The sequence below is a fragment of the Sphingomonas sp. IC4-52 genome (genome assembly GCF_020707225.1).
Taxonomy (GTDB): domain Bacteria; phylum Pseudomonadota; class Alphaproteobacteria; order Sphingomonadales; family Sphingomonadaceae; genus Sphingomonas.
Genome location: NZ_JAJFEU010000001.1, coordinates 242,275 through 269,215, shown reverse-complemented (window position 1 = coordinate 269,215; position 26,941 = coordinate 242,275). Strand labels below are relative to the sequence as shown.

Genomic DNA, 26,941 nt, shown 5'->3' with positions numbered 1-26,941 from the left:
TCTGGAGGACAAAGCCCCCTGTTGCAGCAACCGGGATCAACCGGCGATCTGCTGTTCCTCGTATTCGAACATGATCGTGGCCAAGGGCGGCAATGTCACCATGGCGAAGCCGTCCGCTGCCACCACTCCTCCAAGATTGCCGAGCCCGGACCCCCAATAGTCATGAGCGTCGGAATTCAGGATCTCTCGCCACAGGCCCGCGTGCGGCAGTGGGAGGCGGTACGGCGCCCTGGCAACCGGCGTCATATTGCAAACGACCGCGATCGGCCGTGCACCCGGTGCTTTGCGAAGCCAGACGAACACTGAGTTCTCGGCATCGTCGGCAACCAGCCACTCGAACCCTTCAGGCTCGCAGTCACGGGCATGGAGCGCCGGCTTTTCACGATAAAGGCGATTCAGATCGCGGACGAGCTTACGCACGCCCTCGTGCGCGGTTGAATGGCACAATTCCCAATCGAGTGCCCGATCCTCGCTCCATTCGCGTCGCTGCGCGAATTCCTGCCCCATGAACAACAGCTTCTTGCCGGGATAACCCCACATCAGGGCATAAAAGGCGCGCAGATTGGCGAACTGCTGCCAGTCATCACCGCTCATCTTGGTGAGCAGCGAACCCTTTCCGTGCACCACCTCATCATGGCTGAGCGGCAGAACGTAATTCTCGCTGAACGCGTATACCAGGCCGAACGTGATGTCGTTGTGATGGTGTGGCCGGTGCACCGGCTCCCGGGCCATGTACTTCAGCGTGTCGTGCATGAAGCCCATGTTCCACTTGAAGCCGAAGCCCAACCCGCCGTCGTGGGCAGGATGAGTCACCCCGGGCCAAGCAGTCGATTCCTCCGCCACGGTGAAGAAGCCGGGATGCGCACCATAAACTGCCCGGTTCATGGATTGCAGGAACGATGCGGCCTCCCAGTTCTCGCGCCCGCCTTCCGGGTTCGGGATCCACTCGCCCGCCTTTCGGCTGTAATCGCGATACAGCATCGACGCGACCGCATCGACCCGCAAACCATCGACATGGTAGCGCTCGGCCCAGAACAGCGCGTTGTTGACCAGGAAGGCTGACACTTCCCGACGGCCGAAATTGTAGATCGCCGTGTTCCAGTCTGGGTGATAGCCCAGTCGTGGATCGTCGTGCTCGTACAATGCGGTGCCGTCAAAGCGGGCGAGCCCATGGGCATCGGTCGGGAAGTGCGCCGGCACCCAATCCAGCAGCACGCCGATCCCGGCCCGGTGCGCGCCGTCCACGAAACGCGCGAAGCCTTCGATATCGCCAAAGCGGGCTGAGGGGGCATAAAGGCCTGTCGTCTGATATCCCCAGGACGGATCATAGGGATGCTCGGAGATGGGCAGGAACTCGATATGGGTGAACCCCATTTCCGCGACATAAGGGATCAATCGATCCGCCAGCGCGTCCCAAGTGAAAAACCAACCTGCCTCGTCGCGCTCCCACGATCCCGCATGCACCTCATAGATGCTGATCGGGACCCGGCGAGGATCAACCTTCGCCCAATGCGCGCGATGTTCGCCATCGCCCCATTCGTGATTGAGAGGCGCCGCCGTCACCGAGGCCGTGTGCGGGCGCAACTCCGAAGCGAAGGCATAAGGATCCGCCTTTAGTGGCTGTAGCTGCCCCTGCGGCCCAATGATCTCGAACTTATAGTGTCTGCCGGCGCCGAGATCGGGGATGAAGATTTCCCACACACCGACGTCCGTACGGCGGCGCATCAAATGGCGCTTGCCGTCCCAATCGTTGAAATCTCCGACGACGGAAACGCGTTCTGCATTGGGCGCCCAGACCGCGAAGTGAACGCCGGATGCGCCTTCGTGATCGATCAGGTGCGCACCAAGCTTGTCATGCAATCGAAAGTGCGTGCCCTCTGCCATCAGCAGATCATCGACCGGGCCAAGGACCGGACCGAAGGTATAAGGATCAGTGACCGACCATTCCGCCTGGCCCGCCCTGGCATGGTAACGCAACGGCTGCGGATCTCCGTCGATCAGCCCTTCGAATAGCCCCCGAGCGTCGACCCGGTCCAACGTGCCCAGCAACTCGCCGGAAAGGCTGTGTGCCTTCAATGTCTCCGCGCCCGGAACCAGCGCGCGCGCAAACGTCCCTTTCGGGCCGGCGTGGGTGCCAAGCAGAGCAAAAGGGTCGTTATGACGGCCCGCCAGCAAGGCTTCGATGGCGCCGGGCGGGGGCTTCACATGACGCCCCAGATCTCGCGAGCATATTCCGTGATCGTGCGATCGGATGAAAACCATCCCACCCGAGCGACATTCCGGACAGCCGAGCCCTGCCAACCGGCCTGATCGGCCCAACGATCGTCCACCGACCGCTGCGCTGAGGCGTAGCTGTCAAAGTCTGCGGCCACCATGAACCAGTCATGGTCATACAGACCGTTCATCAGATCACGATAACGTCCGGGATCATCGGGCGAAAACACGCCGGAGGCGATGGCATTCACCGCCTGAGACAGTTCGCGACTTCCCTCGATCGTCTCGCGCGGTTGATAGCCACCGGCACGCTTTGCCGCCACTTCCTCCGCGGTCAGGCCGAAGATCACTATGTTGTCGTAACCGACGTGATCCTTGATCTCGATATTGGCGCCGTCGAGCGTGCCAATGGTTAGCGCACCGTTTAGCGCAAACTTCATGTTGCCGGTGCCGGATGCCTCCATGCCGGCAGTCGAGATCTGCTCCGATAGGTCAGCCGCAGGAATGATCCGTTCCGCCAGGCTGACATTGTAGTTCGGGATGAACGCGACCTTCAAAAGGCCTCCCACCGACGGATCGCTGTTGATCCTCTTCGCCACGTCATTGGCGAGTTTGATGATCAACTTGGCATTGTGATAGCTCGACGCGGCCTTGCCGGCGAAAAGCTTCACTCGCGGGCTCCAGTCCTTTTCCGGATGGCTGCGGATCTGGTCATACAGGGCCACTGTCTCGATGATGTTGAGCAGCTGGCGCTTATATTCATGAATACGCTTGATCTGCACGTCGAACAGCGCGTCGGGGTCCAGCCGCAACCCCGTGCTCTCCTTGATGAAGTTCGACAGTCCCACCTTGTTTGAACGCTTTACCGCAGCAAAACGCTCCCGAAACGAAGCGTCCTCGGCAAAAGATTCAAGCGCGCGCAGCTCCGCCGCATCGTCGCAGAAGGCCGGGCCAATCGCCTCGCGAACCAGCGCAGTTAGCGCAGGGTTGCATTCCATCAGCCAGCGGCGCGGCGTGATGCCATTGGTCTTGTTGTTGATGCGATTGGGATACAGCCGGTGAAGGTCCGAAAACACGGTCTGCTTCATCAGCTCGGTGTGAAGCGCCGCGACGCCGTTGACGCTGTGGCTCCCCACGAATGCAAGGTTCGCCATCCGCACACGGCGCTCGCCATTCTCGTCGATCAGGCTGATCGCTGCCACCGAATGGTCGCTCGTCCCTTCGGCCTTCCGCGCTTCGCGCAGGACACGGGCATTGATTGCATAGACCAGTTGCATGTGGCGCGGCAGCAGCCGTTCGAACAAGGGCAGCGGCCAGCTTTCGAGCGCTTCCGGCAGGAGCGTGTGGTTGGTGTAGCCGAACGTGCGGCGTGTAATGTCCCAGGCTTCGTCAAACGGCAGGTCATGGTGATCCACCAGGAGGCGCATCAACTCCGCCACCGACACGGCAGGATGGGTGTCGTTCAACTGGATCGCCGCTTTGTCCGGCAGCGTACGCACGTCGCCGAAATACTGGACGTGCCGGCGAACGATGTCCTGAATGGACGCCGACGAGAAGAAATACTCCTGCCGCAGCCGCAGTTCCTGGCCTGCCGGACTGGAGTCCGAGGGATACAGCACCCGGACGAGGCTCTCGGCACGTGCCTGACCTGCCAGGGCGCCGATATGATCGCCGGCGTTGAACGCCTCCAGCCGGATGGGATCAAACGCGCGGGCACTCCACAGGCGAAGCGTATTCACGCGCTTGCCCCGCCAGCCCACCACTGGCGTGTCATAGGCTACCGCCTCCACCGCCTCCGCCGGCTTCCAGTGCACATGGCCGACTTCATTGCCGGTGACTTCGCCGCCAAAGCCAATGAAATACGCACTTTCGCGGCGCTCGAACTCCCACGGATTGCCGTGCGCTAGCCACGTCTCGGGCAGTTCGACCTGCCAGCCATCGTCGATGCGCTGGCGGAACATGCCGTTCACATATCGAATGCCATAACCGTAGGCGGGCAATTCCAGGGTGGCCATGCTTTCCATGAAGCAGGCCGCCAGGCGTCCAAGGCCGCCGTTGCCGAGTGCGGCATCAGGCTCGATCTCCTCGATTTCGACCAGATCTACACCCAAGGAGGCAAGCGCGGCCCCGACCTCAGCATTTCTGCCGAGGTTGGACAGCGCGTCGCGCAACAGGCGACCAATCAGGAATTCGAGGCTGAGGTAATAAACCCGCTTCGCTCCTGCGGCATGGGCCGCCCGAGTCGACGCCATCCACTTGTCGATAATCTCGTCGCGCAGCGTCAGGATCGTGGCCGCAAGCCAGTCGTGCTTACGCGCAGCGCGTTCGTCCTTGCCGATGCGGTGGATGAGGGTGTCGACGATGCGGTTCGCCAGCGGCGAGCGGTCGACAGTAGGCGCAGAATGGGCGTCGGTCATCGACCCGCGAGATTAGCGCCAGCGGCGCAGGAGTCACGCGGGATGCTGCAGTGCAGCTTGTCTCAAATCAGACGGTGAAGCTCTCGCCGCAACCGCAGGCGCCCTTGGCATTGGGGTTGTTGAACACGAAGCCGGCGGTGAAATCGTCCTCTACCCAATCCATCGTCGATCCGATCAGGTACAGGATCGATCCGCCATCGACGTACAGCGTTCCGCCGTCTGTCTCGATCTTCTCGTCGAACGGCTTGGCCTCGGTCACATAATCAACCGAATAGGCCAGCCCCGAACACCCGCGCCGCGGCGTCGACAGCTTCACGCCGATCGCCCCGTCCGGCGCCTTCGCCATCAGCGATGCGATCCGCGCCTTGGCGGTGTCGGTCAGGATCAGCGCCGCGGGGCGCTCACGAACAGCAGTCGCCATCACAACATCCCCAGTTCGAGCCGGGCCTCGTCGGACATCTTGGCCGGGTCCCACGGCGGATCCCAGACGAGGTTCACATCCACGATCGACACGCCCGGCACCGATCCGACGCGCAGCTCGACCTCGGCGGGCATCGATTCGGCGACCGGGCAATGCGGCGTCGTCAGCGTCATGGTGACCACCGCATGGCCGCCATCCGTCACCTCGACATTGTAGATGAGGCCCAGCTCGTAGATATTTACCGGGATCTCGGGATCGTAGATCTCTTTCAGCGCATCGATGATCGCCTCATACAATGCGCCGCCCGGCTCATGGGCCGCGTCACCCTGCGGCTTTTGCGCCAGGAAACCGTCGAGATAGTCGCGCTGGCGACCCCCCGTCTCCCCCGGCGTTTCCACCGCATCCTCAACGCGCGCGCGGGGCGGCTTCGTCTCGGCTTCCACTTCCTCGATCCGGATCGGCTCGCTCATCCGAAAATTCCTACCCAAAAATCCGACTCACTCGTTCAATGCCCTTGGCCAGCGCCTCGACGTCGGCCGGACCGTTATAGACGCCGAAGCTGGCGCGGGCGGTCGCCTCGACGCCCAGCGTCTCCATCAGCGGCTGCGCGCAATGATGGCCGGCGCGGATCGCGACCTTCGCCTCGTCCAAGATGGTGCCGATGTCATGCGGATGCACCCCCTCGATCGCGAAGGAGACGATCCCGGCGCTATCCTCCGGCCCGAACAGGCGCACCGAGTTGATCGCCGACAACGCCGCGCGCGTCTGTCGCACCAGCGCAGTCTCATGCGCATGGATGCGATCGAGACCGATCCCCTCGACGTAATCGATCGCGGCATTAAGCCCCAGAACGCCGACGATATGCGGCGTCCCCGCCTCGAACCGCGTCGGCGGCGGGGCATAGGTGGTCTTGGCAAAGGTCACGCGATCGATCATCGACCCGCCCCCCTGATAGGGCGGCATCGCGTCAAGCAGCTCCGACCGGCCCCACAGCACGCCAAGGCCGGTCGGCCCGTACAGCTTGTGCGCGGAGAAGACGTAGAAATCACAATCCAGGTCAACGACGTTGACCGGCAGCCGCGGCACCGCCTGGCAGCCGTCGATCAGGATCTTCGCGCCGACACCGTGCGCCAGCGCCGCCGCGCGCTTGGCGTCGAGCACCGAGCCAAGCACGTTCGACACATGCGCCAGTGCGACCAGCTTGTGCGCGGGCGTCAGCATCGCCGCCATCGCATCCAGGTCGATGCGGTGATCCGCGGTCAGCGGCACGACGTCGATCGCCGCGCCCACCCGTTCGGCCACCATCTGCCACGGCACGATGTTGGAATGATGCTCCAGCGCGGACAACAGGATGCGATCGCCCGCCTTCAGCTGCGTTCCCGCCCAGCATTGCGCGACCAGGTTGATTGCCTCCGTCGCCCCGCGAACGAACACCACTTCCTCTTCCGCACCGCCGATGAAGCGCGCCACACGCCGCCGCGCCGCCTCATACGCCAGCGTCATGTCCGCCGACCGCTGGTACACGCCGCGGTGAACCGTCGCATAGGTCGTGTCATAACCGCGCGTGATCGCGTCGATCACCGGCCGCGGCTTCTGCGCCGTCGCCGCGGTGTCGAGATAGGCCCAGCCCGCCGGGATTGCCGGAAAGTCGGCCAGCACGTCGAGCGGGCGGGCAGCGTCGAGGATGGTGTCCGCCTGGGTCACTGGAGCGCCGCCTCCAGCCACGCATCGGCATCGGCTTCGAATGCCGCGCGCACCGTCTCGTCGCCGATCCGCTCCAGCGCGTCGGCGACGAACGCCCGCGTCAGGATCGCCTCGGCACGCGCCCGCGGGATTCCGCGGCTCTGCATGTAGAACATCGCCCGCTGATCGAGCTCGCCAACCGTCGCGCCATGCGCGCACTTCACGTCGTCGGCAAAGATCTCCAGCTCGGGCTTGAGGTTTACCGTCGCGGTACGATCGAGCAGCAGGCCGCGCAGGCTCTGCTCGCCATCGGTCTTCTGCGCATGACGCGCGACCTCGACCGCAGCGGCCAGGCTGACCTGCGACCGATCCGCCGCCACCGCCCGCCACACTTGGCGCGAGGAGCCATTGGGATGCGCATGGTTCACGCGCACCGCACATTCCTGCTTCTGGTCAGCTGACGTCAGCAGCGCGCCGCCATATTCGGCAAAGGCGCCGTCGCCCGCCATGGTCAGCTGCGCGTCGATCCGGCTCCCCTGCCCACCGGCACCCAGAAACACGGTGACGAGGCTCGCCGCCTCCCCGATCTCCGCCGCCTCACGCAGGGACACGAACCCGGCGGGCTGGAGCAGCCGAACCGACCGCATCAGCCGCGCGCCCTTGCCCAGCCGCGTGCGCGTAAAGCGGTTCTGCCAGCCAGCACCGACGAACGTCTCCACCACCTCGGCTGCGGCATCGTCGGCAAGGATGATCTCCGCCGGCACATGGTTCTGCCGCCCTGTGGCGACATGGACGATCTGCACCGGATCGGCAGCCGCCTGCGCATCGAGGTGGAGCGACCAACCGGTGCCACCAGCGCGGCGGCCGAGCGGGTGATCGTCCGCGGCAAGCGTGCCGATCGTCACGCGATGAAGGTCGCTGCGCGCTTCATCGAGCACGCCGTCGATGAACAGCAGCTTCGCACCCGGAAGGTCGAGGAAATCGGCCTCCGGCGCCGCGATCGGCGCCAGCGCCGCTGCCGCCGCCAGCCCGCCGAGATCGGCCCAGCGCCAGGCCTCCTCTCGGGCCGAGGGCAGATCAAGCACGGCGTCGCTCACGCCGCGACCTCCGCATAGCCCTCACGCTCGAGCTGATGCGCGAGCTCCGCGCCGCCCGAGCGGGTGATGCGGCCATCGGAGAGGACGTGGACGAAGTCCGGCTTCACGTAATCCAGCAGGCGCTGATAGTGAGTGATCAGCAGCACCGCCTTTTCGGGCTTGCGCATGATGCGGTTGATGCCGTCGCCGACAATGCGCAGCGCGTCGATGTCGAGGCCGCTGTCGGTCTCGTCGAGGATCGCGAACTTGGGATCGATGATGCCCATCTGAACCATCTCGTTGCGCTTCTTCTCGCCGCCGGAAAAACCGACGTTGACCGGGCGCTTCAGCATCTCCTGGTCAAGGCCAAGCGCATCAGCCTGCGCCCGCGCTAGCTTCAGGAACTCGCCGCCTGACAACGGCTTCTCGCCACGGCCGGCGCGCTGGGCGTTCAGGCTCTCACGCAGGAACTGGACATTGGACACGCCGGGAATCTCGACCGGATACTGGAAGCCGAGGAATAGCCCCGCCGCGGCGCGCTCATGCGGTTCGAGCTCGAGCAGGTCGACACCATCAAAGGTGACGCTGCCCTCGGTCACTTCATAGCCCGGCCGACCGCCGAGCACATAACCGAGCGTCGACTTGCCGGCGCCGTTCGGCCCCATGATCGCATGCACCTCACCCGCATTCACGGAGAGGCTGAGGCCCTTGAGGATCGGCTTGCCGTCGATCTCGGCGTGGAGGTTTTCGATTCTGAGCATGGTCATTCCGAAATGAAGGCGGTCGGAGCGGCCGACCCGAAAAGGTGAGTGACGGAAGCGCCGGTCATCCGACCGAACCCTCAAGGCTAATGCCGAGCAGCTTCTGCGCCTCGACGGCGAATTCCATCGGCAACTGCTGCAGCACCTCGCGGGCGAAGCCGTTGACGATCAGCGCCACGGCGGCTTCCTGATCGAGGCCGCGGCTCATCGCGTAGAACAATTGGTCTTCGCTGATCTTCGACGTGGTCGCCTCATGCTCGATCTGGGCCGATGGGTTGCGCACCTCGATATACGGCACGGTATGCGCGCCGCACTGGTCGCCCAGCAGCAGACTGTCGCACTGGGTGAAGTTGCGCACGCCCTCCGCAGTCGGCGCGACACGCACCAGCCCGCGATAGGTGTTGTCGGAACGACCGGCGCTGATCCCCTTCGACACGATGGTTGAGCGGGTGTTCTTGCCGAGGTGGATCATCTTGGTGCCGGTGTCCGCCTGCTGGCGGTTGTTGGTCACCGCGACCGAGTAGAACTCACCCACGCTGCCATCGCCCAGCAGCACGCAGCTCGGATACTTCCAGGTCACCGCGCTTCCGGTCTCGACCTGGGTCCAGCTCACCTTGCTGTTCTTGCCCTGGCACAGCGCGCGCTTGGTGACGAAATTGTAGATACCGCCAAGGCCATTCTCGTCACCGGGATACCAGTTCTGCACCGTCGAATATTTGATCTCGGCATCGTCCAGCGCGACCAGCTCCACGACCGCGGCGTGCAGCTGGTTCTCGTCGCGCATCGGGGCGGTGCAGCCCTCGAGGTACGACACGTACGCGCCCTTGTCGGCGACGATCAGCGTGCGCTCGAATTGGCCCGTATTCTCTGCATTGATGCGGAAATAGGTGCTGAGCTCCATCGGGCAGCGCACGCCCTCCGGGATGTACACGAAGGTGCCATCGGAAAAGACCGCGCTATTGAGCGTCGCGAAGTAATTGTCGTGCTGGGGCACGACCTTGCCGAGCCACTTCTTCACCAACTCGGGATATTCGCGGATCGCTTCCGAGATCGACAGGAAGATGACGCCCGCGGCCTTCAGCTCCTCACGGAATGTGGTCGCTACCGAAACGCTGTCGAACACCGCGTCGACCGCGACCTTGCGCGCGCCCTCGACTCCGGCGAGCACTTCCTGCTCGGCGATCGGGATGCCCAGCTTCTCATAGGTGCGGCGGATTTCCGGATCGAGCTCGTCGAGCGAGGCGATCGTCTTCTTCTGCTTCGGCTCCGCGTAATAATAAGCGTCCTGATAGTCGATCGGCGGAATGCTGAGCTTCGCCCAGTCCGGCGATTCCATCGTCAGCCACTTGCGGAACGCCTTCAGCCGCCAGTCGAGCATCCATTCGGGCTCGCCCTTCTTTGCGGAAATGTAGCGAACAGTGTCCTCGTTCAACCCCTTGGGCGCGAAGTCCTGCTCCACCTCGGTGGCGAAGCCCCATTCGTACTTCTTGGATACCGCGGCGAGCGCCTCGGCGTTCTTGGTGGCCATGTCAGGCGTCCACTTTCATTTCGGTCATGGCGCGCCCCTCGGCGGGGACGAGCGGCGTGGTGGCGGCAAGTTGCGTCAGCGTGATGCCGGCAAGCGCGCCGCGCACCGCATTGTTGACGACCGCCCAATGCGGCTTCACGCGGCAGCTGCCGTCGAGCGCGCAATCATGCTGCGCCGTATCGACGCAGGTGGTGAGCGCGATTGGCCCCTCCACCGCCTCGATGATGTCGGCCAGCGTGATCGTCGCCGGCGGGCGCGACAGGCGGAAACCGCCGCCGGTGCCGCGCGTACTTTCGATCAGCCCGGCGGAGGACAGCCGGCTCACCAGCTTTTGCGCGGTCGGCAGCGGCACGCCTGTCTCCTGCGCCAGGCTGGTCGCATTGACGCGCGCCAGCCCGCCGCAATGGCGCGCCGCGGCCGTCATCATGACGACGGCATAATCGGCAAGGCTGGACAGGCGCATATTGCGAGCGGTTCTCAAATCGGACTAAATCAATCTGATTGCCAAATGGGCTCGCGGGACGGGGAAATCAACCAGCGATTTTGCACGCGCGAAGGGCCTTCCCGCCCTTGATCTTGCGGGTGGTTCGGGGGCACCGCTGCGCCATGAGTTTTCCGATCCGCCCCGCCTTGTTCGCCCTCGACGCTGAACGCGCCCATCGTCTGACGATCAGGGGCCTCGCCTTGTGGGGCCGCATGGGCGCGCCCGGAGGCCGATCCATATCCGATAGCAGGCTGGCGACCCGCGTGGCGGGGCTGGACTTCGCCAATCCGTTGGGCCTCGCGGCCGGGGTCGACAAGGATGGCGAGGCGGTGACGGGACTCCACGCGCTCGGCTTCGGCTCCGTCGAGGTCGGCACGCTGACCCCCCTGCCCCAGCCCGGCAATCCCAGGCCGCGTCTCTTCCGCCTCGTCGAGGATGAGGCGGTGATCAATCGCATGGGGTTCAACAATGGCGGGCTCCACGCCGCGCTGAAGCGGCTTCCGACAAGGCGCAGCGGCGTGCTCGGCCTCAACGTCGGTGCCAACAAGGACGCCGCCGATCGCATCGCCGATTATGTCGCCGGTGTCTCGGCCGCAGCGCAGGCGGCGGATTATGTCACGATCAACGTCAGCTCGCCCAACACCCCCGGCCTGCGCGATCTCCAGCATGGCAGCGCGCTGCGCGACCTCCTCGCCGCCACCCGCGCCGCAGCGGGCACGCGCCCGCTGTTCCTGAAGGTCGCGCCCGATCTCGATCATGCCGCGATCGACGACATCGCCGCCGCGATTATCGACCATCGGCTGGACGCTCTCATCATCGGCAACACAACGATCTCGCGCCCCCCGCTCACCTCGCCGAACGCCGGCGAAGCAGGCGGCCTGTCGGGCGCACCGCTGGCATCACTCGCCCGCCAGAAGCTCGCGGAATTCCGCACCGCAACCGGCGGCGCCATTCCGCTGATCGCGGTCGGCGGCATCGGCAGCGGGGCGGAGGCCTATGCCCGCATCCGCGCCGGTGCGAGCCTCGTGCAACTCTACAGCGCGATGGTCTACGCCGGCCCCGGCCTGCCGATCCGCATCCTGAAGGATCTCGCCACACTCCTTCGGCGCGATGGCTATGGCTCGATAACCGAGGCTGTCGGCGCCGGTTGACGTCGCCAAAGCGGCCGATAGGGTCGCCCGCCATGAAGAACCTGTTGGCGCTCACCGCTCTGCTCGCTCCCATCTCCGCCCTCACCCCGCATTCGGCGGCGGCGCAGGGAATGGTGACCTCCGCCGATCCTCGCGCGACCGAGGCGGGTCTCGAAATCCTGCGTGCTGGCGGATCGGCGGCTGACGCCGCGGTTGCGATGATGCTTGCTCTTACCGTGGTGGAGCCGCAGTCGAGCGGCATCGGCGGCGGCGGGTTCATGCTGCACCAGTCCGCGAACGGCCCACTGGAGACGATCGACGGGCGTGAAAAGGCACCGGCGGCCGCGACGCCGCAGCGGTTCCTTGGCGCCGATGGCAATCCCCTGCCCTATATTCAGGCATTCCCGGGCGGCAAATCCGTCGGCGTTCCAGGCAACATCCGTCTGGCGGCTCTGGCCAACAAGAAGTGGGGTAAGCTGCGTTGGAAGGCGTTGTTCACCCCTGCCATTCGGCTGGCCGAGGGCGGCTATAAGGTAACGCGCCCGCTCGCAGCCGCGAGCGCCAACCTCGTCCCTTTGTGGAGCGGCGGCAGCACAGCCGTCGCCGGTCCGGAAGGTGGCACTTCTACCGGAACTGGCTCGGCAAGCGGGCGCTTCCCGGAGGCGGCAGCCCTTTACACCAGGAACGGCAAACCGCTGGTCGAAGGAGACACCGTCACCAACCCCGCCCTTGGCAAGCTGCTGCGCAAGATTGCTGCCGAGGGGCCGGACGCCTTCTACAAGGGCCAGAACGCAAAGGCGCTGATCAACGCAGTAACGGCAACCAGGATCGCGCCGAGCGACATGACCATCGCCGATCTTGCCGCTTATCAGGCGAAGGAACGGGCGCCGGTGTGCGGCACGTATCGCAGCTACAAGATCTGTGGAATGGCCCCCCCCTCCTCCGGCGCGACTACCGTGCTCCAGATGCTGGGCATGCTGGAGCGGTTTGATCTCGCCAAGCTGGGCAAGGATTCACCGGTCGCCTGGCACCTCATCGGTGAGGCGATGCAACTCGCCTACGCCGACCGGGAGATGTATCTCGGTGACGCCGATTTCGTTGACGTGCCGGTCGCCGGGCTGATCGACAAAGGCTATATCGCCCAGCGCTCTGGGCTGATCTCCGAAACACGCGCACTCGGCACCTATGAGCCGGGGACGCCTCCGGGAGCGAAGCCACGCACCTACGCGCCTCAACAGGAAGTGCCAGGCACTACCCACTTCGTTGCGATCGACGCCAAGGGCGATATCGCCACCATGACCTCAACCATCGAAGGTCCGTTCGGTAGCCAGCTGATCGCCAACGGCTTTGCGCTCAACAACGAGCTCACGGACTTCAGCCTTGCACCTGAAAAGAATGGCGCACCGGTGGCAAACCGTGTGCAGGGTGGAAAGCGGCCGCTTTCGTCCATGGCACCCACCATCGTTTACGATTCGAGCGGCGCGCCGATCTTCACCGTTGGCGCGGCCGGCGGAAAGACGATCCTGATGCAAGTGACCAAGGCAATCATCGCTCATCTCGACTGGAAATTGCCAGCTCGCGAAGCGCTTGGCCTTGGCCTGATCTACTTCAACAAGGACGGTCTGGTGCTGGAGCAGGGCACCAGCTTGCCCGCCATGAAGCCCGCGCTGGAGGCGCTGGGTCACAAGGTATCCGTTGGAAAGTTGGGGTTGAAGGCCAACGCAGCCGAGAAGACCGCATCCGGCTGGGTCGGAGCACCCGACCCGCGCAGTGTCGGCACCGCGCTCAACCAGTAAGCCGCCCAGCGCACAGCGAGCGACGGAGAGGATCATGGCGGCACGCTATCTCGAGCACTTCCCGAACCTGGTGACGATGTTCTTCACCCGCGCGGAGGAAAAGGGTGACGCACCCTTCCTGTGGGCGAAACGGGATGGTGCCTGGCGCGCGACCAGCTGGGCCGAGTCGGCGCGCCAAGTAGCGAGCCTCGCAACCGCCCTCAAATCCTTGGGTCTGAACCCCGGTGACCGGGTAATGCTGGTGAGCGAGAACCGCCCGGAATGGTGCATCAGCGATCTCGCGATCATGGCTGCTGGCTGCATTACAGTGCCGACGTACATCACCAACACCGAACGCGATCACGCCCATATCATCGAGAATTCCGGTGCGCGCGCGGTGATCGTGTCGACGCAGAAACTCGCCGATACGCTGCTAAAGGCAGTGCTGCGCACCACCCATATCGAGGCAGTGATCGCTTTCGACCAGCTCCGGCCGCGCCCCTCTGGTGTGCGCAGTTGTAGCTGGGCTGGGCTGATCGAGGAACATGATACGCCAGCGGCCGTGATCGCTGCGGGTGCAAGCTTCGCGCGAGAAGACACTGCCTGCATCATCTATACGTCGGGTACCGGGGGCGCACCGCGCGGCGTGATGCAGCATCATGGGGCCATCCTCCACAATGCCGCTGGCTGCGCTGACGTCATCTCGGAGGACATGGGCTGGGGCGACGAGGTATTTCTCTCATTCCTGCCACTTAGCCATGCTTATGAGCATACCGGCGGGCAGATGCTGCCCATCGCGATGGGTGGGCAGATCTATTACGCGGAGGGGCTGGAGAAGCTCGCTGCCAACATGGAGGAGGTGCGGCCCACCATCATGTTCGTCGTGCCGCGTCTGTTCGAGGTGTTGCGGGTGCGGATCAGCAAGGCGATCGAAAAACAGGGCGGGCTTTCCCAGCGCCTGCTCGGCGCCGCCCTCGACATCGGGGCAAAGCGAGACGCGGGTACATTGCGCTTCAGCGACCGACCTAAGGCGCTGATGGTCGATGCCGTGTTCAAGCCGAAGATCGCCAAAAAGTTCGGCGGGCGCATGAAAGCGCTGGTGTCCGGCGGGGCGCCGCTCACTCCCGAAGTGGGCATCTTCTTTCAGTCGCTGGGCATCACCTTCCTTCAAGGCTATGGCCAGACCGAAGCCGGGCCGGTCATTTCCTGCAACCGCCCGAAGGTGGGCGTGACGGTCGATAGTGTGGGGCCACCACTGCCGCGAACGGAGGTCCGCCTGGCCGAGGATGGCGAGATCCTGGTGCGCGGCGAACTCGTGATGCACGGTTATTGGCGCAATCCTGCCGAAACCGCGCGGGTGCTGCAGGACGGATGGCTACATACCGGCGACATTGGCGTGATCGACGATGCCGGACGCATCAAGATAACAGATCGCAAGAAGGATCTGATCATCAACGACAAGGGCGACAACGTCGCTCCGCAGAAGGTTGAAGGCATGCTGACGCTGCAGCCTGAAATCATGCAAGCGATGATCGCTGGTGATCGCAAGCCGCATATGGTGGCAGTGATCGTACCCGATCCTGATTGGACACGGGAGTTCTGCGTGGCAAACGGCGTGAGAAACGATCCGACCGCCCTAGCGGACAACGCGACCTATCGGTCAGAGATCGGCAAAGCTGTTGAGCGCACGAACAAGGATCTGTCGGTCACGGAACGCGTGAGGCGCTTCATGCTCGCCGATGAGCCTTTCACCATCGAGAACGAGCAGCTGACGCCGAGTCTGAAGATCCGTCGTCACGTTCTGCGCAAGGTGTACGGCGAGCGCTTGGAGGCTCTCTACAAGGCTTGATCGAGCGCGCGCGGCGCCGCCTTCTGCTGCTGCACGGTCCACCGCCTACCCAGGTCGGATCGCGACGCGCCCAGCTCCGGACGCAGGAGCCCGCCAGTCCATCGCGGCAACATACAGAATCCTTAAGCCGCCAGCCGGGGAATAGTCGACAGACTGTCCTGTCGCCGCGTTTTCTCGACAGTTTGCGCCGCAGCCGCCGCTGACCGGCAGCTGCAGCTGCGACGCAGAACTCTTATTTGGCGGCGCTCTTCGGCAGAACCGTGAGAGTCCAGTCTTTCTCTGGGCCCAGATACTTGGCAGCTGTCGCCTGCAGTATCTGCGGCGTGATCGACATATAGTCGCTCACGAGCGTCCTGGCGCCGTTCAGCCGATTGGGATCATAGGCGCCGCCGCTTACCTGAAGCAGCCAGAACTGGTTGCCCGACGAGGCGCGCGCCAGATACTGCATCATCGGCCCGATTGCCCGGCGGAGCTCATCTTCGGTGACCGGCGTCGACACCAGCTCCGCAGCTATTTCTCGGCTCAGCTTGAAGAACAATTCGACGTTCTCAGGCGCGACCTGGCCAACGGCAAGCACCCGGCCGCCGCTTTTCAGCCCGAGCGGCCACTGGCTCACGGCGCTTGGGCTGTAACTGGCGCCGGCGACCGAACGCAGGCGATCAAACAGGCGGTCACCGAAGATTGCCGCCAGGATGTCCAGCCGGCGGCTTTCCGCGATCCCATCAGTGCCGCCGCCGGTCGGCCATGCGATCACCGCAGCCGCCTGCGTCTCCGCACCTTCGTGGCTCAGCACCTCGGGTCGGCGATTGTGCGCCGGGAAAGCCGCATCGGGCGCCACCACCGGCGCTTCGGTGCGCGGCTTGAGGGCTCCGAAGGTGCGGGCGACCGCCGCGATCGCTTCGTCCGCCTTTACATCCCCGAACACGTCGACTTCGATCGGCCCCGTCGCAAGCAGCGGCTCCCACAGGCTGCGGAACGCCTGCGGCGTCAGTGCCTCTATCTCCTCGCGGGTAGGCGGCCCCCAGCGAGGATCACCCGCGCGTAGCTTGCGTTCGAGATCGCGGGAAAGGACGCCGTCGGGAGAAGAATCGAAACCGGCATATCCAGCCAGCGCGCCGGCCTTTGCTCGCAGTACCGGTGCGGCATCCCAGCGCGGCGCTGCCAGCTTTGCCGCCATCAGCGCCAGATTGTCGGCATAATCGCCAGGCGTGGTTATGGCATTCAGAACGAACGCGTCGTCGGTGATATCGAAGCCTAGACCCATGCGCCGGCCTGTCGTCAGGACATCCAGATCGCCCTGGTTCCATTTGCCGATCCCGCTTTGCACAAGGGCGCTTTCAGCGGCCCATGCGGCGGTGGGCCGATCAGCCGGAAGGGCACCATAACCGCGGCCGAAGCGCACGCGCAGATACACGCGGCCCGTCTCGGACGAGTTCGCATACATCAGCATGCGGACGCCATTGGAGAAGGTGACCTTCTCGATCCCAGGATCGGCGATCGCTTCTCGGGAAGCGACCTTACCGGGGGAACCCAGCTTCGGCAGATCCTTGAAGTCGACCTTCGATTCACGCGCGCGGCGACCGGCGAGCTTGGAGACGTCCGCGGTTAGCGCGGCCGCCAGCTTGGCCGCGGCGCCGGCATCCGCGGCGCGGGTGTTCACCAGCGCTCGCTCCGCATCTCCCTTGAAGACCCGGCGCGTGGACTCCAGCACGGCCGCAGCAGAGAACATTCCCTTCTTCTTGGCCTCGAGGAAGATGTTGTATGATTCCTTCGGCCCCGCCACCGTTTCACGAATGTCGAGCGCCTGAACCATGTCGTCCGCCTGCTTGGCGCCAGCCTCGACCCGCGCCGTTTCGACATCGTTGCGCATCGCGCCTTCGAACTCGGCGGTTTCGCGATCGACCTCCGCCTGGCTGGGCGCGGATGCCATCGCATCAGCGATCACGGCACGCACGTCCTTCAACGCCGCTTCCCAATCGTCTCCAATCGGCAAGATGCTAACGAACGTGCCGTTGGCTGAACGAGCGACATCCTCAAGGCTCACACCGGCCTGAAGGAAGCTACCGCCCTGACGCGCTCGATCTTCCAGCCGGCGATTGATCACGCGCATGGCGACCAGATCAACCAGCCGCTTCTGATTGAAGATGACGGTATCGTCGCGATAGATCCAAGGGCGAAGAACGGCCGTGATGACGAGCGGCGGAATGGACGGCTCGTTGATCGCGGCCGTTGGCGTGCCCTTGGGATCGGGCTTTCCGAAATCCGGGTCTGCCGGATCTGGACCGGTGCCTTTCCACCCCCCGAAATTCTTGACGACAAGCCGGGCCGCGGTCGCGGGATCGATGTCGCCGGAAATGATCACCACCGTGCGGCCGGGACGATACCAGCGCCGGTGGAAGGCAAGCACGCTGTCTGGGGTCGCAGATTCCAGCGTTTTTACGTTACCGATCGGGGAGCGGTCGGCCAGCGGTTGCCCCGCAAAAAACAAGCCATTGCGGGCATCTGAGAGCCGCACCTGCGGGCCAGGCGCCTCGCGCTGCTCGGCAAGCACTGCGGGGCGCTCAGCGGCAAGCCCCTGCGCGTTGATGCCCGGTTCGGACATCATGCCGGCGAAGATTTTCAGGCTCTCGTCAAGGTTCGCTTCCGTCGCCGCGGGGAGATCCAGCTTGTAAACCGTCTGGGTCGGCGTCGTTTGTGCATTGGAATCGGAGCCGAATGTTGCCCCGAACCGCTGCCACACCCGCTTCGCTTCCCCATCCGGAACGTATTTGGAGCCTCGGAAGGACAAATGCTCGATGAGGTGCGCGTAACCGCGCTCTTCATCGGTTTCGTTGAGCGAACCGGCATCGATCCGCACCCGGACGGCCACCTGGCCCGGCGGCACGCCATTCTTGCGAACGGCATAGCGCAGACCATTCGGGAGCGCGCCAAAATTCCACGCCGGATCGGGCGGGATGTCCGAGCCCTTGAATAGCCAGGGCGCGTTATCAACCTTGATCGTGGCCGGATCGACGATGGTGCCGGGTGCCGTCGGCGCCTGCGGCGCGCGGGCGCCATTGGTCGTGGCGGGCTTTCGCGAAGACTGCTGTCCGATGGCCGGCACGGCGACAATGGCGAGAAGCGGGAGAGCGGCGAACGGCGCAGACAATGCGCGCGGGAAGCGGATCATGGTGCCGCTTCTAGCCTGCCCGGCGCAGTGCCGCCACACCTGGAGACGATCTTTCGATTACCGCTCTGCCGCCATGTTTTGGACCCGAATCGCGCCTAGATTTTCGCCCGATCCGCTGCGCCGGCGACAGTTGTCAGCGCGCGAAGAAGAAAACGGACAGGCCACGTGGAGACCATCACCCAGACCAGGAACGAGGTGCGGCAGGACTATGGCCGCCCGGTCGGCGCGATGGCTGCGAACGTGATCGGCGACCGGCCGCCGCTCAGCGTGTGCCCCATCCCGAACGCCGCGCCTTCGCAGATGAAGGCAGATCCAAACCGTCCCTTGATCATCCGGATTGGCAAGCGTCTGCGCGGGGCATTCGATCGCCTGATCGCCTCGTCCTCGCTCGTTCCCAACGACCCGGTGTTGGACGTTCGCACATTCCCCTGGACGCAGCTGCTGCGGGACCATTGGCAGGAAATCCGATCTGAGGCGATGGATGTGGCGCTTGAGGGCGATGCATCACCCAGTCTCGCGACGATCTCCCCTGACCATCGCTCCATTGCACAGATGGGCATGTGGCGATCGTTCTTCCTGTGGGGCTATGGCTATCGCATTGATGAGAATGCGATGCGCTGCCCGGTCACAAGCGCGCTGGTGAAGCAGATCCCCGGCCTGAACAGCGCCTTCTTCTCCATCCTGGCGCCAGGCACCCACATTCCTTCGCATCGCGGCGTGTCCAAGGGGCTGATCACCTGCCACCTCGGCTTGATCGTCCCGCGAAATGGCGACGTGCGCATGCGTGTGGATCGTCGAGTCGTTCGGTGGTGCGAAGGCGAAACGCTCGTCTTTGATGACACCTATGATCACGAGGTCTGGAACGAGACCGACGGTACCCGGGTGGTACTGCTAATTCAGTTCGAACGCCCCCTGCGCAATCCGGGCAAGTGGATCGCGGACCTGTTCCTCGGCGTGGTTCGCCGATCACCTTTCGTGCAGGAGGCGCGTCAAAACATCGCAGCGTGGAATTCCGCGGTAAGGCAGCTGGAGGGGTGACGCCCCCTACCCTACCGCTCCACGACCCCCAGGCCGAGCCACCCGGCCATGGTCTCAAGCTCAAGCTCCAGCCGCGCGCTGGTCTCACCGGGAGCACCAGGCTCCAAATGGCAGGAGCGGACCACCAACCGGCCACGTTCCCGGTCGGCCTTTAAGTCCACGCGGGCCACGATGCGCTCGTTCAGCAGAAACGGCAGCACGTAATAGCCGTACCGACGCTTGTCTGCCGGCACATAGATCTCGATCCGATATCTGAAACCGAACAACCGTTCAGTACGGGCCCGCTCCCAGATCAGCGGATCAAAGGGCGCCAGCAAAGCATGTGCCTCGATCCGGCGCGGCCTCTTGGCGTCCCGGTGAATATAGGCCGTCGGCCATCCGTCCACTGACACGGGCCGAAGCACGTCTTCTGCGATCAGGCGGGCGATCGCTGCAGCCGCATCTGCTGGTGCCAATCGGAAGTAATCGCGCAGTTCAATCGCGGTCGCTATCCCAAGCGCCCTTGCTGCTCGCTCCACCAAGCTGGCCTGCGCGGTCGCCTCATCAGGCGTTGGTTGCTCGAGGATCTCGCTCGGCAGAACTCTTTCGGGCACATCATAGACACGTTCGAAGCCACGCCTGCGGCTCGCCGTGGTGACATGACCGGCATAGAACAGCCATTCCAGCGCCGTCTTGGCCCCGCTCCACTCCCACCAACCGGTGCGGCTGCTCTCCACGTCCGAAGCGGCCAGCGCGCCGTCGCAGCGAATCCGGTCCAGCAACGCCATCGCCTCCCCCCTGCGCTCAGTGGCAAAGCGCCTCATGCCGGCAGAGCGCAGAACGCCGCGGTCCGCCCGTTCCATGCGCCAGCGCAGCAAAGGATGAAGATCAAGCGGCAGCAACGAGGCTTCATGGGCCCAATATTCGAACATGCGCCGGTGCGATCGAGGCCCCCATGCGGCTCGGTCGAACTGCTCCAGGCCATAGCTTCCCAGGCGAGAGAAGGCGGGCAGATAGTGAGCGCGCGCAAGCACGTTGACACTATCGATCTGGTGCAGGGCGAGCCGATCCAGCGTTCGTCGCAGGTGCGCGGATGTTACGTGCGGCGGCCGGCGCACGCCAAAGCCTTGCGCGGCCAGAGCGATGCGGCGTGCCACGTCTGGCGAGATCCGTTCGGGCTCCATGTACCCTCGCTATCGAACAGAGGAGGGCTGCGCGACCGGAAACCTTTCCTTTCCACCCCCGCGCTTGATCGGCCCGGCAGCTCACGCCACATGGATGGCATGCTGATCGAGACCGAACCTACGCCGAACCCGGCTACGCTTAAGTTCCTGCCAGGCCGCATCGTCATGGACGCGGGCACACGCGACTTCGCGACCCCGGAAGAGGCAGAGGCTTCACCGCTCGCCACTGCCCTCTTCGATCTTGGCGATGTCAGCGGCGTATTCTTTGGCCGCGATTTCATCTCGGTGACCATCGCGCCGGGAAGCGACTGGCGAGACGTGAAGCCTGACGTGCTGGCCATCTTGATGGATCATTTCACGGCGCAGATGCCGCTGTTCCGGATGGCGTCCGCCGGTTTTTCAGTCCCACCTGCGGAAGAGGAATTCGCCGACGACCCTGCGGATGCGGAGATCGTTGCGCAGATCAAGGAATTGATCGACACCCGGGTTCGCCCGGCAGTGGCGAATGATGGCGGTGACATCGTTTATCGCGGCTTTGACAAGGGTAAGGTCTACTTGCGGATGCAGGGCGCCTGCTCCGGGTGCCCCTCGTCCACGGCAACGCTGAAGAACGGCATTGAACAGTTGTTGCGCTACTACGTGCCGGAAGTCACCGAAGTTCGGGCGGTCTGATCCACCTAGGCGACGTGCCGGTCCACAACCGGCGCGCCTGTCGAAAGCGCAACCGCTTGGGGTTGCGCCACAACAACCAACAAAAGGGATCTCACGATGGCGACGCCGCTTGACGATGTTGCGCTGGACCAGCTGTTCCGCTCCGGGCGAACGTATAACGGCTTCACGGATCAGCCGGTGGGCGAGGATCAGTTGCGGGCGATCTGGAATCTCATGAAAATGGGCCCGACCAGCGCGAACCAGCTCCCGGCCCGCCTCGTCTGGTGCGTCAGCCAGGAAGCCAAGGAGAAGCTGGCTGCCTGCGCGAGCGACAGCAATGCCGACAAAATCCGCAAGGCGCCCGTTTCCGTCGTGATCGGCATGGACGTGAATTTCCACGAGTATCTGCCGGAACTGTTCCCGCATACGGATGCGAAAAGCTGGTTTGACGGGAATGCCGAACTTCGGGAGGCTTCAGCGTTCCGCAACTCCTCGCTTCAAGGCGGCTATTTTATCCTGGCGGCACGCGCGCTCGGCCTCGACACCGGACCGATGAGCGGGTTCGACGCAGGACAAGTCGACAAGGCGTTCTTTGCAGATCAGCCCGGCGTGCGTACCAACTTCATTTCAACCCTCGGCTATGGCGATCCTTCCACCATTTTCGAGCGCAGCCCGCGTCCGGCATTCGGAAAGTTCAACCGCATCGCATGATCGCCGGCTGATTTAAGGGTTGAGCCGCATCGCGCTGATGGCAAAGGGACGCGATGCCGCGCACCCTTGTTATCGACACCGCCACCGCCGCCTGTTCCGTTGCCCTGCTGGACGACGGCCGAGTGCACGCGGCCATCCATAATGTCGTGGGGCGCGGTCACGCCGAACGTCTGGTCCCGATGATCGCGGACCTTCCAGGCGGCGGCCGAGCGGACGAAATCATGGTTGATGTGGGGCCGGGCAGCTTCACGGGCATTCGCGTCGGCATCGCCGCAGCGCGGGGGCTAGGCCTCGGCTGGAACGTACCGGTGCGTGGCTACTCCTCCCTTTCCCTGATCGCGGCAGCGGCCTTCGCAGATGGTGGAAATGCCCCGCTTGCGGTCGTGCTTGAAGGCGGGCACGGTGAGGTCTTCATGCAAGGGTTCACCGCCTCGCCCCTGGTGCCCACCGAAGCTCTGGCCTCACTCCGGCCGGATGCGGCACTTGCGGCCCTCGGCGGCCGGGTGGCTGTTGGAAACGGCGTGCGCTGGCTGACCCAATTGGATCCTACTCTTGCCGCTCGAGAAGCGCTTCCCGACGCATCAAAGGCGCATCTCCTCCCGGCCGACCTTGCGAACTTGCCGCCACGTCCGCTCTACGGGCGTGCACCCGACGCGAAGCTTCCATCATGAGCACGCGGCTGCGCATCGTTGAATTGGCGAAGGGCACAGCCGCGGACATCTCGGCCGTTGAACAGGTCATGGAAAGCGCTTTCGACCCAAGGTTTGGAGAAGCCTGGAACCGCAGCCAGCTGCTTGGAATCTTGGGAATGCCCGGGGTGTGGCTGACCTTGGCGCGAGTGGATGGCCACGTGGCCGGCTTTGCCCTGTCTCGCGCCATCGTCGATGAGGCGGAACTGCTGCTGCTCGCCACTGCCCCAGCCTACCGCCGGCGGGGTGTCGGATCGGCGCTAGTTCGCAGCATCCTGACGGACGCTCGGGAGCGTGGCGTGGTTCGAGTCCATCTTGAGGTCCGGGCGGGCAATGCTGCTGTCGACCTGTACCGTTCCAACGGCTTCGCGAAATGTGGCGAGCGCCGCGGCTATTACCGGGGCAAGGCCGGGGAGGTCTATGATGCTCACAGCTATTCGGTCGCGCTGAGCTGACGTTGTTGCGAGTCGTTTACGCTTTTCGCAACTGGCTCGCGGGACTACACGGTTGGCATGCCACGCAAGATCGACCTTGAAGCGCTCTGCCAGGAAAAGGGCCTGCGCATCACCGAACAGCGCCGGGTTATTGCCCGCGTCCTTTCCGAGGCCGACGACCATCCCGACGTGGAAAAGGTGTACGAGCGCGCGTCCGCGATCGATCCCGGCATTTCGATTGCGACCGTCTATCGCACGGTTCGCCTGTTCGAAGAGGCCGGCATTCTTGACCGCCACGATTTCGGCGATGGCCGCGCCCGCTACGAACCGTCTCCCGAAGCTCATCACGATCACCTGATCGATGTTGAAACGGGCAAGGTTATCGAATTTGTAGATCCGGAGCTGGAGCTTCTGCAAAAGCAAATTGCCGAGCGGCTTGGCTTCCGCCTCGTCGATCACCGGATGGAGCTCTACGGCGTCAGCCTTAACCGCAAGGACTGATTGAACGACGCTTCCATGAACTAGCCCGGAACACGCAAGGGCATGATGAAGGGGCTGGCGGAAAGGCGCAGCCCCTTTCTTGTTTCAGGATGCTTGGAACACGCCGCAGGCGATACGGCCGCCGCTGTTACCCGAAGGATCGGTCTTCAAATCGTCTTGTCCTGCATGGATGACGAAGGCGGCGCCGTCTGTGTCGAGCAGCCCAGCCATGGTTGCGCCCGGAACAGTTGCAGCCACGGTGCCGCGCCCACCGGAATCGATGATCAGGTTCGGGATGTCTCCTTGATGCGGGCCCTGGGGGTTCATGGAACCATGCTTCATGTTTGTCGGGTTCCAGTGCCCGCCCGCGGTCTCGAAACCAGGCGCATCACAGCGGCCGGTCGTGTGGATATGTGCGCCGTGAGTACCAGCAGGCAGATCCCGCACGTCCACTGTGACCCGCAATCCGCCGGACACCTCTGTGGCCGTAGCCCTGCCGACCTCCGCCCCAGCCGACGTGCGCAAAGCTGCCACGGCGGTGGCGCCACCGGCAACCGGGGCGCCCGTTTCCAGCCTGTCCTCGTTGCAGGCCCCCAGCGCGAGCGCACAGGCCCCAAGACCAGCAGCCATCGTCAAGCGAATCATGTACGTCTCCCGTTTCGTAGACGAAACGGCAACATGGATCACTGGTTCCCGGTCAAGCGGGCTTCGCCATCATCAAAGCGGCACGAACGGTACGACAGACGACATCATCGTGTTGGTTCAGCCCGACATGTTCAAAGGTGACGATCCCCTGCCCCGGTCGGGACGAGGATGGACGGAGCGCCTTCACTTCCGTTTCTACCCGGATCGTGTCCCCAGCAAAGACCGGCTTCGGAAACACGGTTTCGCTCATCCCCAAGTTCGCTACCGTGGTTCCAAAGGTGGTGTCCTGCACGCTCAGTCCGATCACGAGGCCCAGCGTGAACAGGGAGTTCACCAGCGGCTTTCCGAACTCGGTGGTCGCGGCATAGGCGTGGTCGATGTGCAGCGCTGCCGGGTTATAGGTGAGCGCGGAGAACAGCATGTTGTCCGCTTCGATCACCGTTCGGCGGATTTCATGAACGAAGCGCTGGCCGACCGAGAATTCTTCAAACCAAAGCCCAGCCATCAGTTGCGCCCCCGGCCAATCAGATCAACCAAACGGCGGCACTGCGCATGCTGACGCGCGATGCCCGTGACGAGCAGCAGGTTTAGCAAGGTGATCTCCACGAGAAAGAACCAGAGGGGGCTTCCCGCGAGCATGCTGAGCCCCAGAATAATGGTCCGGGGGTTCGCGCCGAGCATGCCGGGGAGCGACAGGAAAGAAGGCCCCGCCTCTCGGGCCAGGCGGGCAATCCGCTGCCGCTCCGTCGGATCGACTTCGGCGCTCGCCACCAGCGCGTTGATGCGGGAGGTTGCCCCTACCAGCACAGCCGACGCCGCCAGATAGATCCGGCCCAAGGCGCCGCCGATGCCGGCAGGGCGCGCTCGATTGTGCTGGAGCCATGGCACCCCATAGGCCCACCATTGGTAGCTGCGGCGAGAGCTTTCGGCGAAAACCGACTGGGCAATTCGCGAGGCGCCTGCCGCAACGGCAAGCACCCAGGCCGCGCCGCCGAGCGTATCGTCCAACGTGCTGCCGAGCAGCAGATACAAGGCAACGTGACCGCCGTAATCGCACAGGCCGTCCACCACTTCGCCATTTGCACTGGCGCGCCCGGTCAAGCGCGCCAGATCGCCGTCAGCGCCATCGACGACGTGCCATAGCAGGTGAATAGCAAACCCGGTGAGAATGGCCCCTGCCGTGCCAACCTTCGCGTACAGCACGCCCGCAGCGATCACCATCACGGCACCGAATACGGACACCATATTGGGCGTCACCCGCGTCGGAACCAGCGCGTTGGCCAGCCGGCGGGCAGCAGGATGATAGACGGTGCGATTCAGAAAGCCTTGCAGCTCGCGCGGCTTTCCGGTCACTGTTGGTCGCACTTCCATCGTCGTCACGTTTCGCGTCCCCTTGCTTCGGCCCCTAGCATCCACACGGGTCGCTTGACAGAAGTCTCGCATCTGTCACCACGCTGCAAATCAATTGTCATGGCCAGGGCTTATCTCTGGCACTTTGGGGTTCTACAGAATGGCGACGATCAAGGTGGCGGTTATCGGGATCGGCAACTGCGCATCCAGCCTGGTACAAGGCAAATATCATTATGCCGCCAGCAACACCGCGCACGGCCTGATCCACGAGGAGATCGGCGGCTACCGCGTGTCGGACCTGGAGTTCGTGGCTGCATTCGACGTCGACTCCCGCAAGGTGGGTCTTGATCTCGGCAAGGCAATTTTCGCCAAGCCCAACTGCACCAAGGTGTTCCACGCAGACGTTCCCGACACCGGCACGATCGTGAAGATGGGCGTGCGGCTGGACGGCGTTGCAGCCCACATGCTGACGGCTGCGAACGATCGTGGGTTTGAAATGGACGATACGCGCGACGCGACCAAGGCGGAGATCGTTCAGGCACTGAAGGATTCGGGCGCTGAAATCCTGGTGAACTTCCTGCCGGTCGGCAGCCAGGAGGCGACGGAATTCTACATGGAGTGCGCCCTTGAGGCGCGCGTGGGCGTCGTCAACTGCATGCCGGTGTTCATCGCCAGCCGCCCGGAATGGGAAAAGAAGTTCGCGGATGCCGGCCTGCCGATCATCGGCGATGACGTAAAGGCTCAGGTCGGCGCGACGATCGTCCATCGCGTTCTGTCTAACCTGTTCAACCAGCGCGGCGTGACGATCGATCACACCTATCAGTTGAACACTGGCGGCAACACCGACTTCATGAACATGCTCGATCGCAATCGCTTGTCGAGCAAGAAGGAGTCGAAGACCGAGGCGGTGCAGGCCGTGCTCTCCGAGCGCCTTGCGGATGAAAACATCCACGTCGGTCCGTCAGACTACATTCCGTGGCTGCACGACAACAAGCTGTGCTTCCTTCGCCTTGAAGGCAATCTATTCGGCGATGTGCCGATGAACCTTGAACTTCGCCTGTCGGTGGAGGACAGCCCCAATTCGGCAGCCGTCGTCGTGGACGCCATCCGCTGCGTGAAGCTGGGCCTTGAGCGCGGGCTCGCAGGCGCGCTCACGGGTCCGTCGGCATTTTTCTGCAAGCACCCGCCTGAGCAGTTCACCGATGATGTCGCTTCACAAATGACTGACGACTTCATCCACGCGGACTCGCGGCTCGCCGCAGAGTAAGCAAGG

At 63.9% G+C, this 26,941-nt stretch carries 24 protein-coding genes; 10 read left to right on the top strand and 14 right to left on the bottom strand.

Features of this window, described 5'->3' with window-relative positions:
* Window positions 1–36: 36 nt before the first annotated feature.
* The 9 genes from glgB to LK535_RS01175 form a co-directional block, all read right to left on the bottom strand.
* Window positions 37–2,205 carry a 1,4-alpha-glucan branching protein GlgB gene (gene glgB / locus LK535_RS01215; protein ID WP_227770080.1) on the bottom strand — a complete coding sequence of 723 codons (2,169 nt, stop codon included), beginning with the start codon at window positions 2,203–2,205 and terminating at the stop codon, window positions 37–39.
* Entirely contained in the window at window positions 2,202–4,631 is a 2,430-nt protein-coding gene (locus LK535_RS01210; RefSeq protein ID WP_227770079.1) for a glycogen/starch/alpha-glucan phosphorylase, read from the bottom strand. The genes glgB and LK535_RS01210 overlap by 4 nt, the downstream gene beginning before the upstream one ends.
* Window positions 4,632–4,698: 67 nt before the next feature.
* Entirely contained in the window at window positions 4,699–5,052 is a 354-nt protein-coding gene (locus tag LK535_RS01205) for a HesB/IscA family protein (protein WP_227770078.1), read from the bottom strand.
* Entirely contained in the window at window positions 5,052–5,522 is a 471-nt protein-coding gene (locus tag LK535_RS01200; RefSeq protein ID WP_227770077.1) for an SUF system Fe-S cluster assembly protein, read from the bottom strand. Before LK535_RS01200 ends, LK535_RS01205 begins: the two co-directional genes overlap by 1 nt.
* 10 nt (window positions 5,523–5,532) lie before the next feature.
* The gene (locus LK535_RS01195) at window positions 5,533–6,756 is read right to left on the bottom strand and encodes a cysteine desulfurase (RefSeq protein WP_227770076.1); all 1,224 of its coding nucleotides are present in this window, start codon (window positions 6,754–6,756) and stop codon (window positions 5,533–5,535) included.
* Window positions 6,753–7,832 (bottom strand): SufD family Fe-S cluster assembly protein, encoded by a 1,080-nt coding sequence (locus LK535_RS01190; protein WP_227770075.1) that lies wholly within the window; start codon window positions 7,830–7,832, stop codon window positions 6,753–6,755. Before LK535_RS01190 ends, LK535_RS01195 begins: the two co-directional genes overlap by 4 nt.
* On the bottom strand, window positions 7,829–8,572 hold the full coding sequence (gene sufC / locus LK535_RS01185; RefSeq protein ID WP_227770074.1) for a Fe-S cluster assembly ATPase SufC: 744 nt from the start codon (window positions 8,570–8,572) through the stop codon (window positions 7,829–7,831). Before sufC ends, LK535_RS01190 begins: the two co-directional genes overlap by 4 nt.
* Window positions 8,573–8,636: 64 nt before the next feature.
* Entirely contained in the window at window positions 8,637–10,100 is a 1,464-nt protein-coding gene (gene sufB / locus LK535_RS01180; protein WP_227770073.1) for a Fe-S cluster assembly protein SufB, read from the bottom strand.
* Between the two features lies 1 nt (window position 10,101).
* The gene (locus LK535_RS01175; protein ID WP_227770072.1) at window positions 10,102–10,563 is read right to left on the bottom strand and encodes an SUF system Fe-S cluster assembly regulator; all 462 of its coding nucleotides are present in this window, start codon (window positions 10,561–10,563) and stop codon (window positions 10,102–10,104) included.
* A gap of 143 nt (window positions 10,564–10,706) precedes the next feature.
* Between LK535_RS01175 and LK535_RS01170 the strand changes: the two genes are divergently transcribed.
* Genes LK535_RS01170 through LK535_RS01160 form a run of 3 tightly spaced genes read left to right on the top strand, consistent with a single transcriptional unit; the run spans window position 10,707 to window position 15,338 of the window.
* A complete protein-coding gene (locus tag LK535_RS01170; protein WP_227770071.1) occupies window positions 10,707–11,735 on the top strand; it encodes a quinone-dependent dihydroorotate dehydrogenase in 1,029 nt (342 codons plus the stop codon).
* A gap of 32 nt (window positions 11,736–11,767) precedes the next feature.
* The gene (locus LK535_RS01165; RefSeq protein WP_227770070.1) at window positions 11,768–13,510 is read left to right on the top strand and encodes a gamma-glutamyltransferase family protein; all 1,743 of its coding nucleotides are present in this window, start codon (window positions 11,768–11,770) and stop codon (window positions 13,508–13,510) included.
* A 34-nt stretch (window positions 13,511–13,544) separates the two neighbouring features.
* Window positions 13,545–15,338 carry an AMP-dependent synthetase/ligase gene (locus tag LK535_RS01160; RefSeq protein WP_227770069.1) on the top strand — a complete coding sequence of 598 codons (1,794 nt, stop codon included), beginning with the start codon at window positions 13,545–13,547 and terminating at the stop codon, window positions 15,336–15,338.
* Window positions 15,339–15,570: 232 nt separating this feature from the next.
* Here the strand turns inward: LK535_RS01160 and LK535_RS01155 are convergent, their stop codons facing one another.
* The gene (locus LK535_RS01155; protein WP_227770068.1) at window positions 15,571–18,507 is read right to left on the bottom strand and encodes a M16 family metallopeptidase; all 2,937 of its coding nucleotides are present in this window, start codon (window positions 18,505–18,507) and stop codon (window positions 15,571–15,573) included.
* A 165-nt stretch (window positions 18,508–18,672) separates the two neighbouring features.
* Here LK535_RS01155 and LK535_RS01150 point away from each other — a divergent pair, with 165 nt between their 5' ends.
* The gene (locus LK535_RS01150) at window positions 18,673–19,545 is read left to right on the top strand and encodes an aspartyl/asparaginyl beta-hydroxylase domain-containing protein (protein ID WP_227770067.1); all 873 of its coding nucleotides are present in this window, start codon (window positions 18,673–18,675) and stop codon (window positions 19,543–19,545) included.
* Between the two features lie 11 nt (window positions 19,546–19,556).
* Here the strand turns inward: LK535_RS01150 and LK535_RS01145 are convergent, their stop codons facing one another.
* Window positions 19,557–20,708 (bottom strand): winged helix-turn-helix domain-containing protein, encoded by a 1,152-nt coding sequence (locus LK535_RS01145; protein ID WP_227770066.1) that lies wholly within the window; start codon window positions 20,706–20,708, stop codon window positions 19,557–19,559.
* 99 nt (window positions 20,709–20,807) lie between these two features.
* Here LK535_RS01145 and LK535_RS01140 point away from each other — a divergent pair, with 99 nt between their 5' ends.
* From LK535_RS01140 to LK535_RS01120, 5 genes are all read left to right on the top strand, one after another.
* A complete protein-coding gene (locus tag LK535_RS01140) occupies window positions 20,808–21,380 on the top strand; it encodes a NifU family protein (protein ID WP_227771026.1) in 573 nt (190 codons plus the stop codon).
* Between the two features lie 96 nt (window positions 21,381–21,476).
* Window positions 21,477–22,070, top strand: coding sequence for a malonic semialdehyde reductase (locus tag LK535_RS01135; protein ID WP_227770065.1), 594 nt, complete (start codon window positions 21,477–21,479; stop codon window positions 22,068–22,070).
* A gap of 53 nt (window positions 22,071–22,123) precedes the next feature.
* Complete coding sequence (gene tsaB, locus LK535_RS01130) at window positions 22,124–22,741, top strand: tRNA (adenosine(37)-N6)-threonylcarbamoyltransferase complex dimerization subunit type 1 TsaB (protein WP_227770064.1); 618 nt, start codon at window positions 22,124–22,126, stop codon at window positions 22,739–22,741.
* Window positions 22,738–23,214 carry a GNAT family N-acetyltransferase gene (locus LK535_RS01125; RefSeq protein WP_227770063.1) on the top strand — a complete coding sequence of 159 codons (477 nt, stop codon included), beginning with the start codon at window positions 22,738–22,740 and terminating at the stop codon, window positions 23,212–23,214. Before tsaB ends, LK535_RS01125 begins: the two co-directional genes overlap by 4 nt.
* A 57-nt stretch (window positions 23,215–23,271) precedes the next feature.
* Window positions 23,272–23,694 carry a Fur family transcriptional regulator gene (locus LK535_RS01120; RefSeq protein ID WP_046411805.1) on the top strand — a complete coding sequence of 141 codons (423 nt, stop codon included), beginning with the start codon at window positions 23,272–23,274 and terminating at the stop codon, window positions 23,692–23,694.
* Window positions 23,695–23,778: 84 nt separating this feature from the next.
* On the opposite strand, the gene LK535_RS01115 is transcribed toward LK535_RS01120, so the two are convergent.
* From LK535_RS01115 to LK535_RS01105, 3 genes are read right to left on the bottom strand one after another with little or no spacing between them, the layout of a single operon-like run.
* Complete coding sequence (locus tag LK535_RS01115; protein ID WP_227770062.1) at window positions 23,779–24,318, bottom strand: superoxide dismutase family protein; 540 nt, start codon at window positions 24,316–24,318, stop codon at window positions 23,779–23,781.
* 52 nt (window positions 24,319–24,370) lie between these two features.
* The gene (locus LK535_RS01110) at window positions 24,371–24,823 is read right to left on the bottom strand and encodes a MaoC family dehydratase (protein WP_227770061.1); all 453 of its coding nucleotides are present in this window, start codon (window positions 24,821–24,823) and stop codon (window positions 24,371–24,373) included.
* The gene (locus LK535_RS01105) at window positions 24,823–25,689 is read right to left on the bottom strand and encodes a CDP-alcohol phosphatidyltransferase family protein (RefSeq protein WP_227771025.1); all 867 of its coding nucleotides are present in this window, start codon (window positions 25,687–25,689) and stop codon (window positions 24,823–24,825) included. The genes LK535_RS01110 and LK535_RS01105 overlap by 1 nt, the downstream gene beginning before the upstream one ends.
* A 139-nt stretch (window positions 25,690–25,828) precedes the next feature.
* On the opposite strand from LK535_RS01105, the gene LK535_RS01100 reads away from it, so the two are divergent.
* Window positions 25,829–26,935, top strand: a complete 1,107-nt coding sequence (locus LK535_RS01100) for an inositol-3-phosphate synthase (RefSeq protein ID WP_227770060.1) — start codon at window positions 25,829–25,831, stop codon at window positions 26,933–26,935.
* Window positions 26,936–26,941 lie beyond the last annotated feature (6 nt).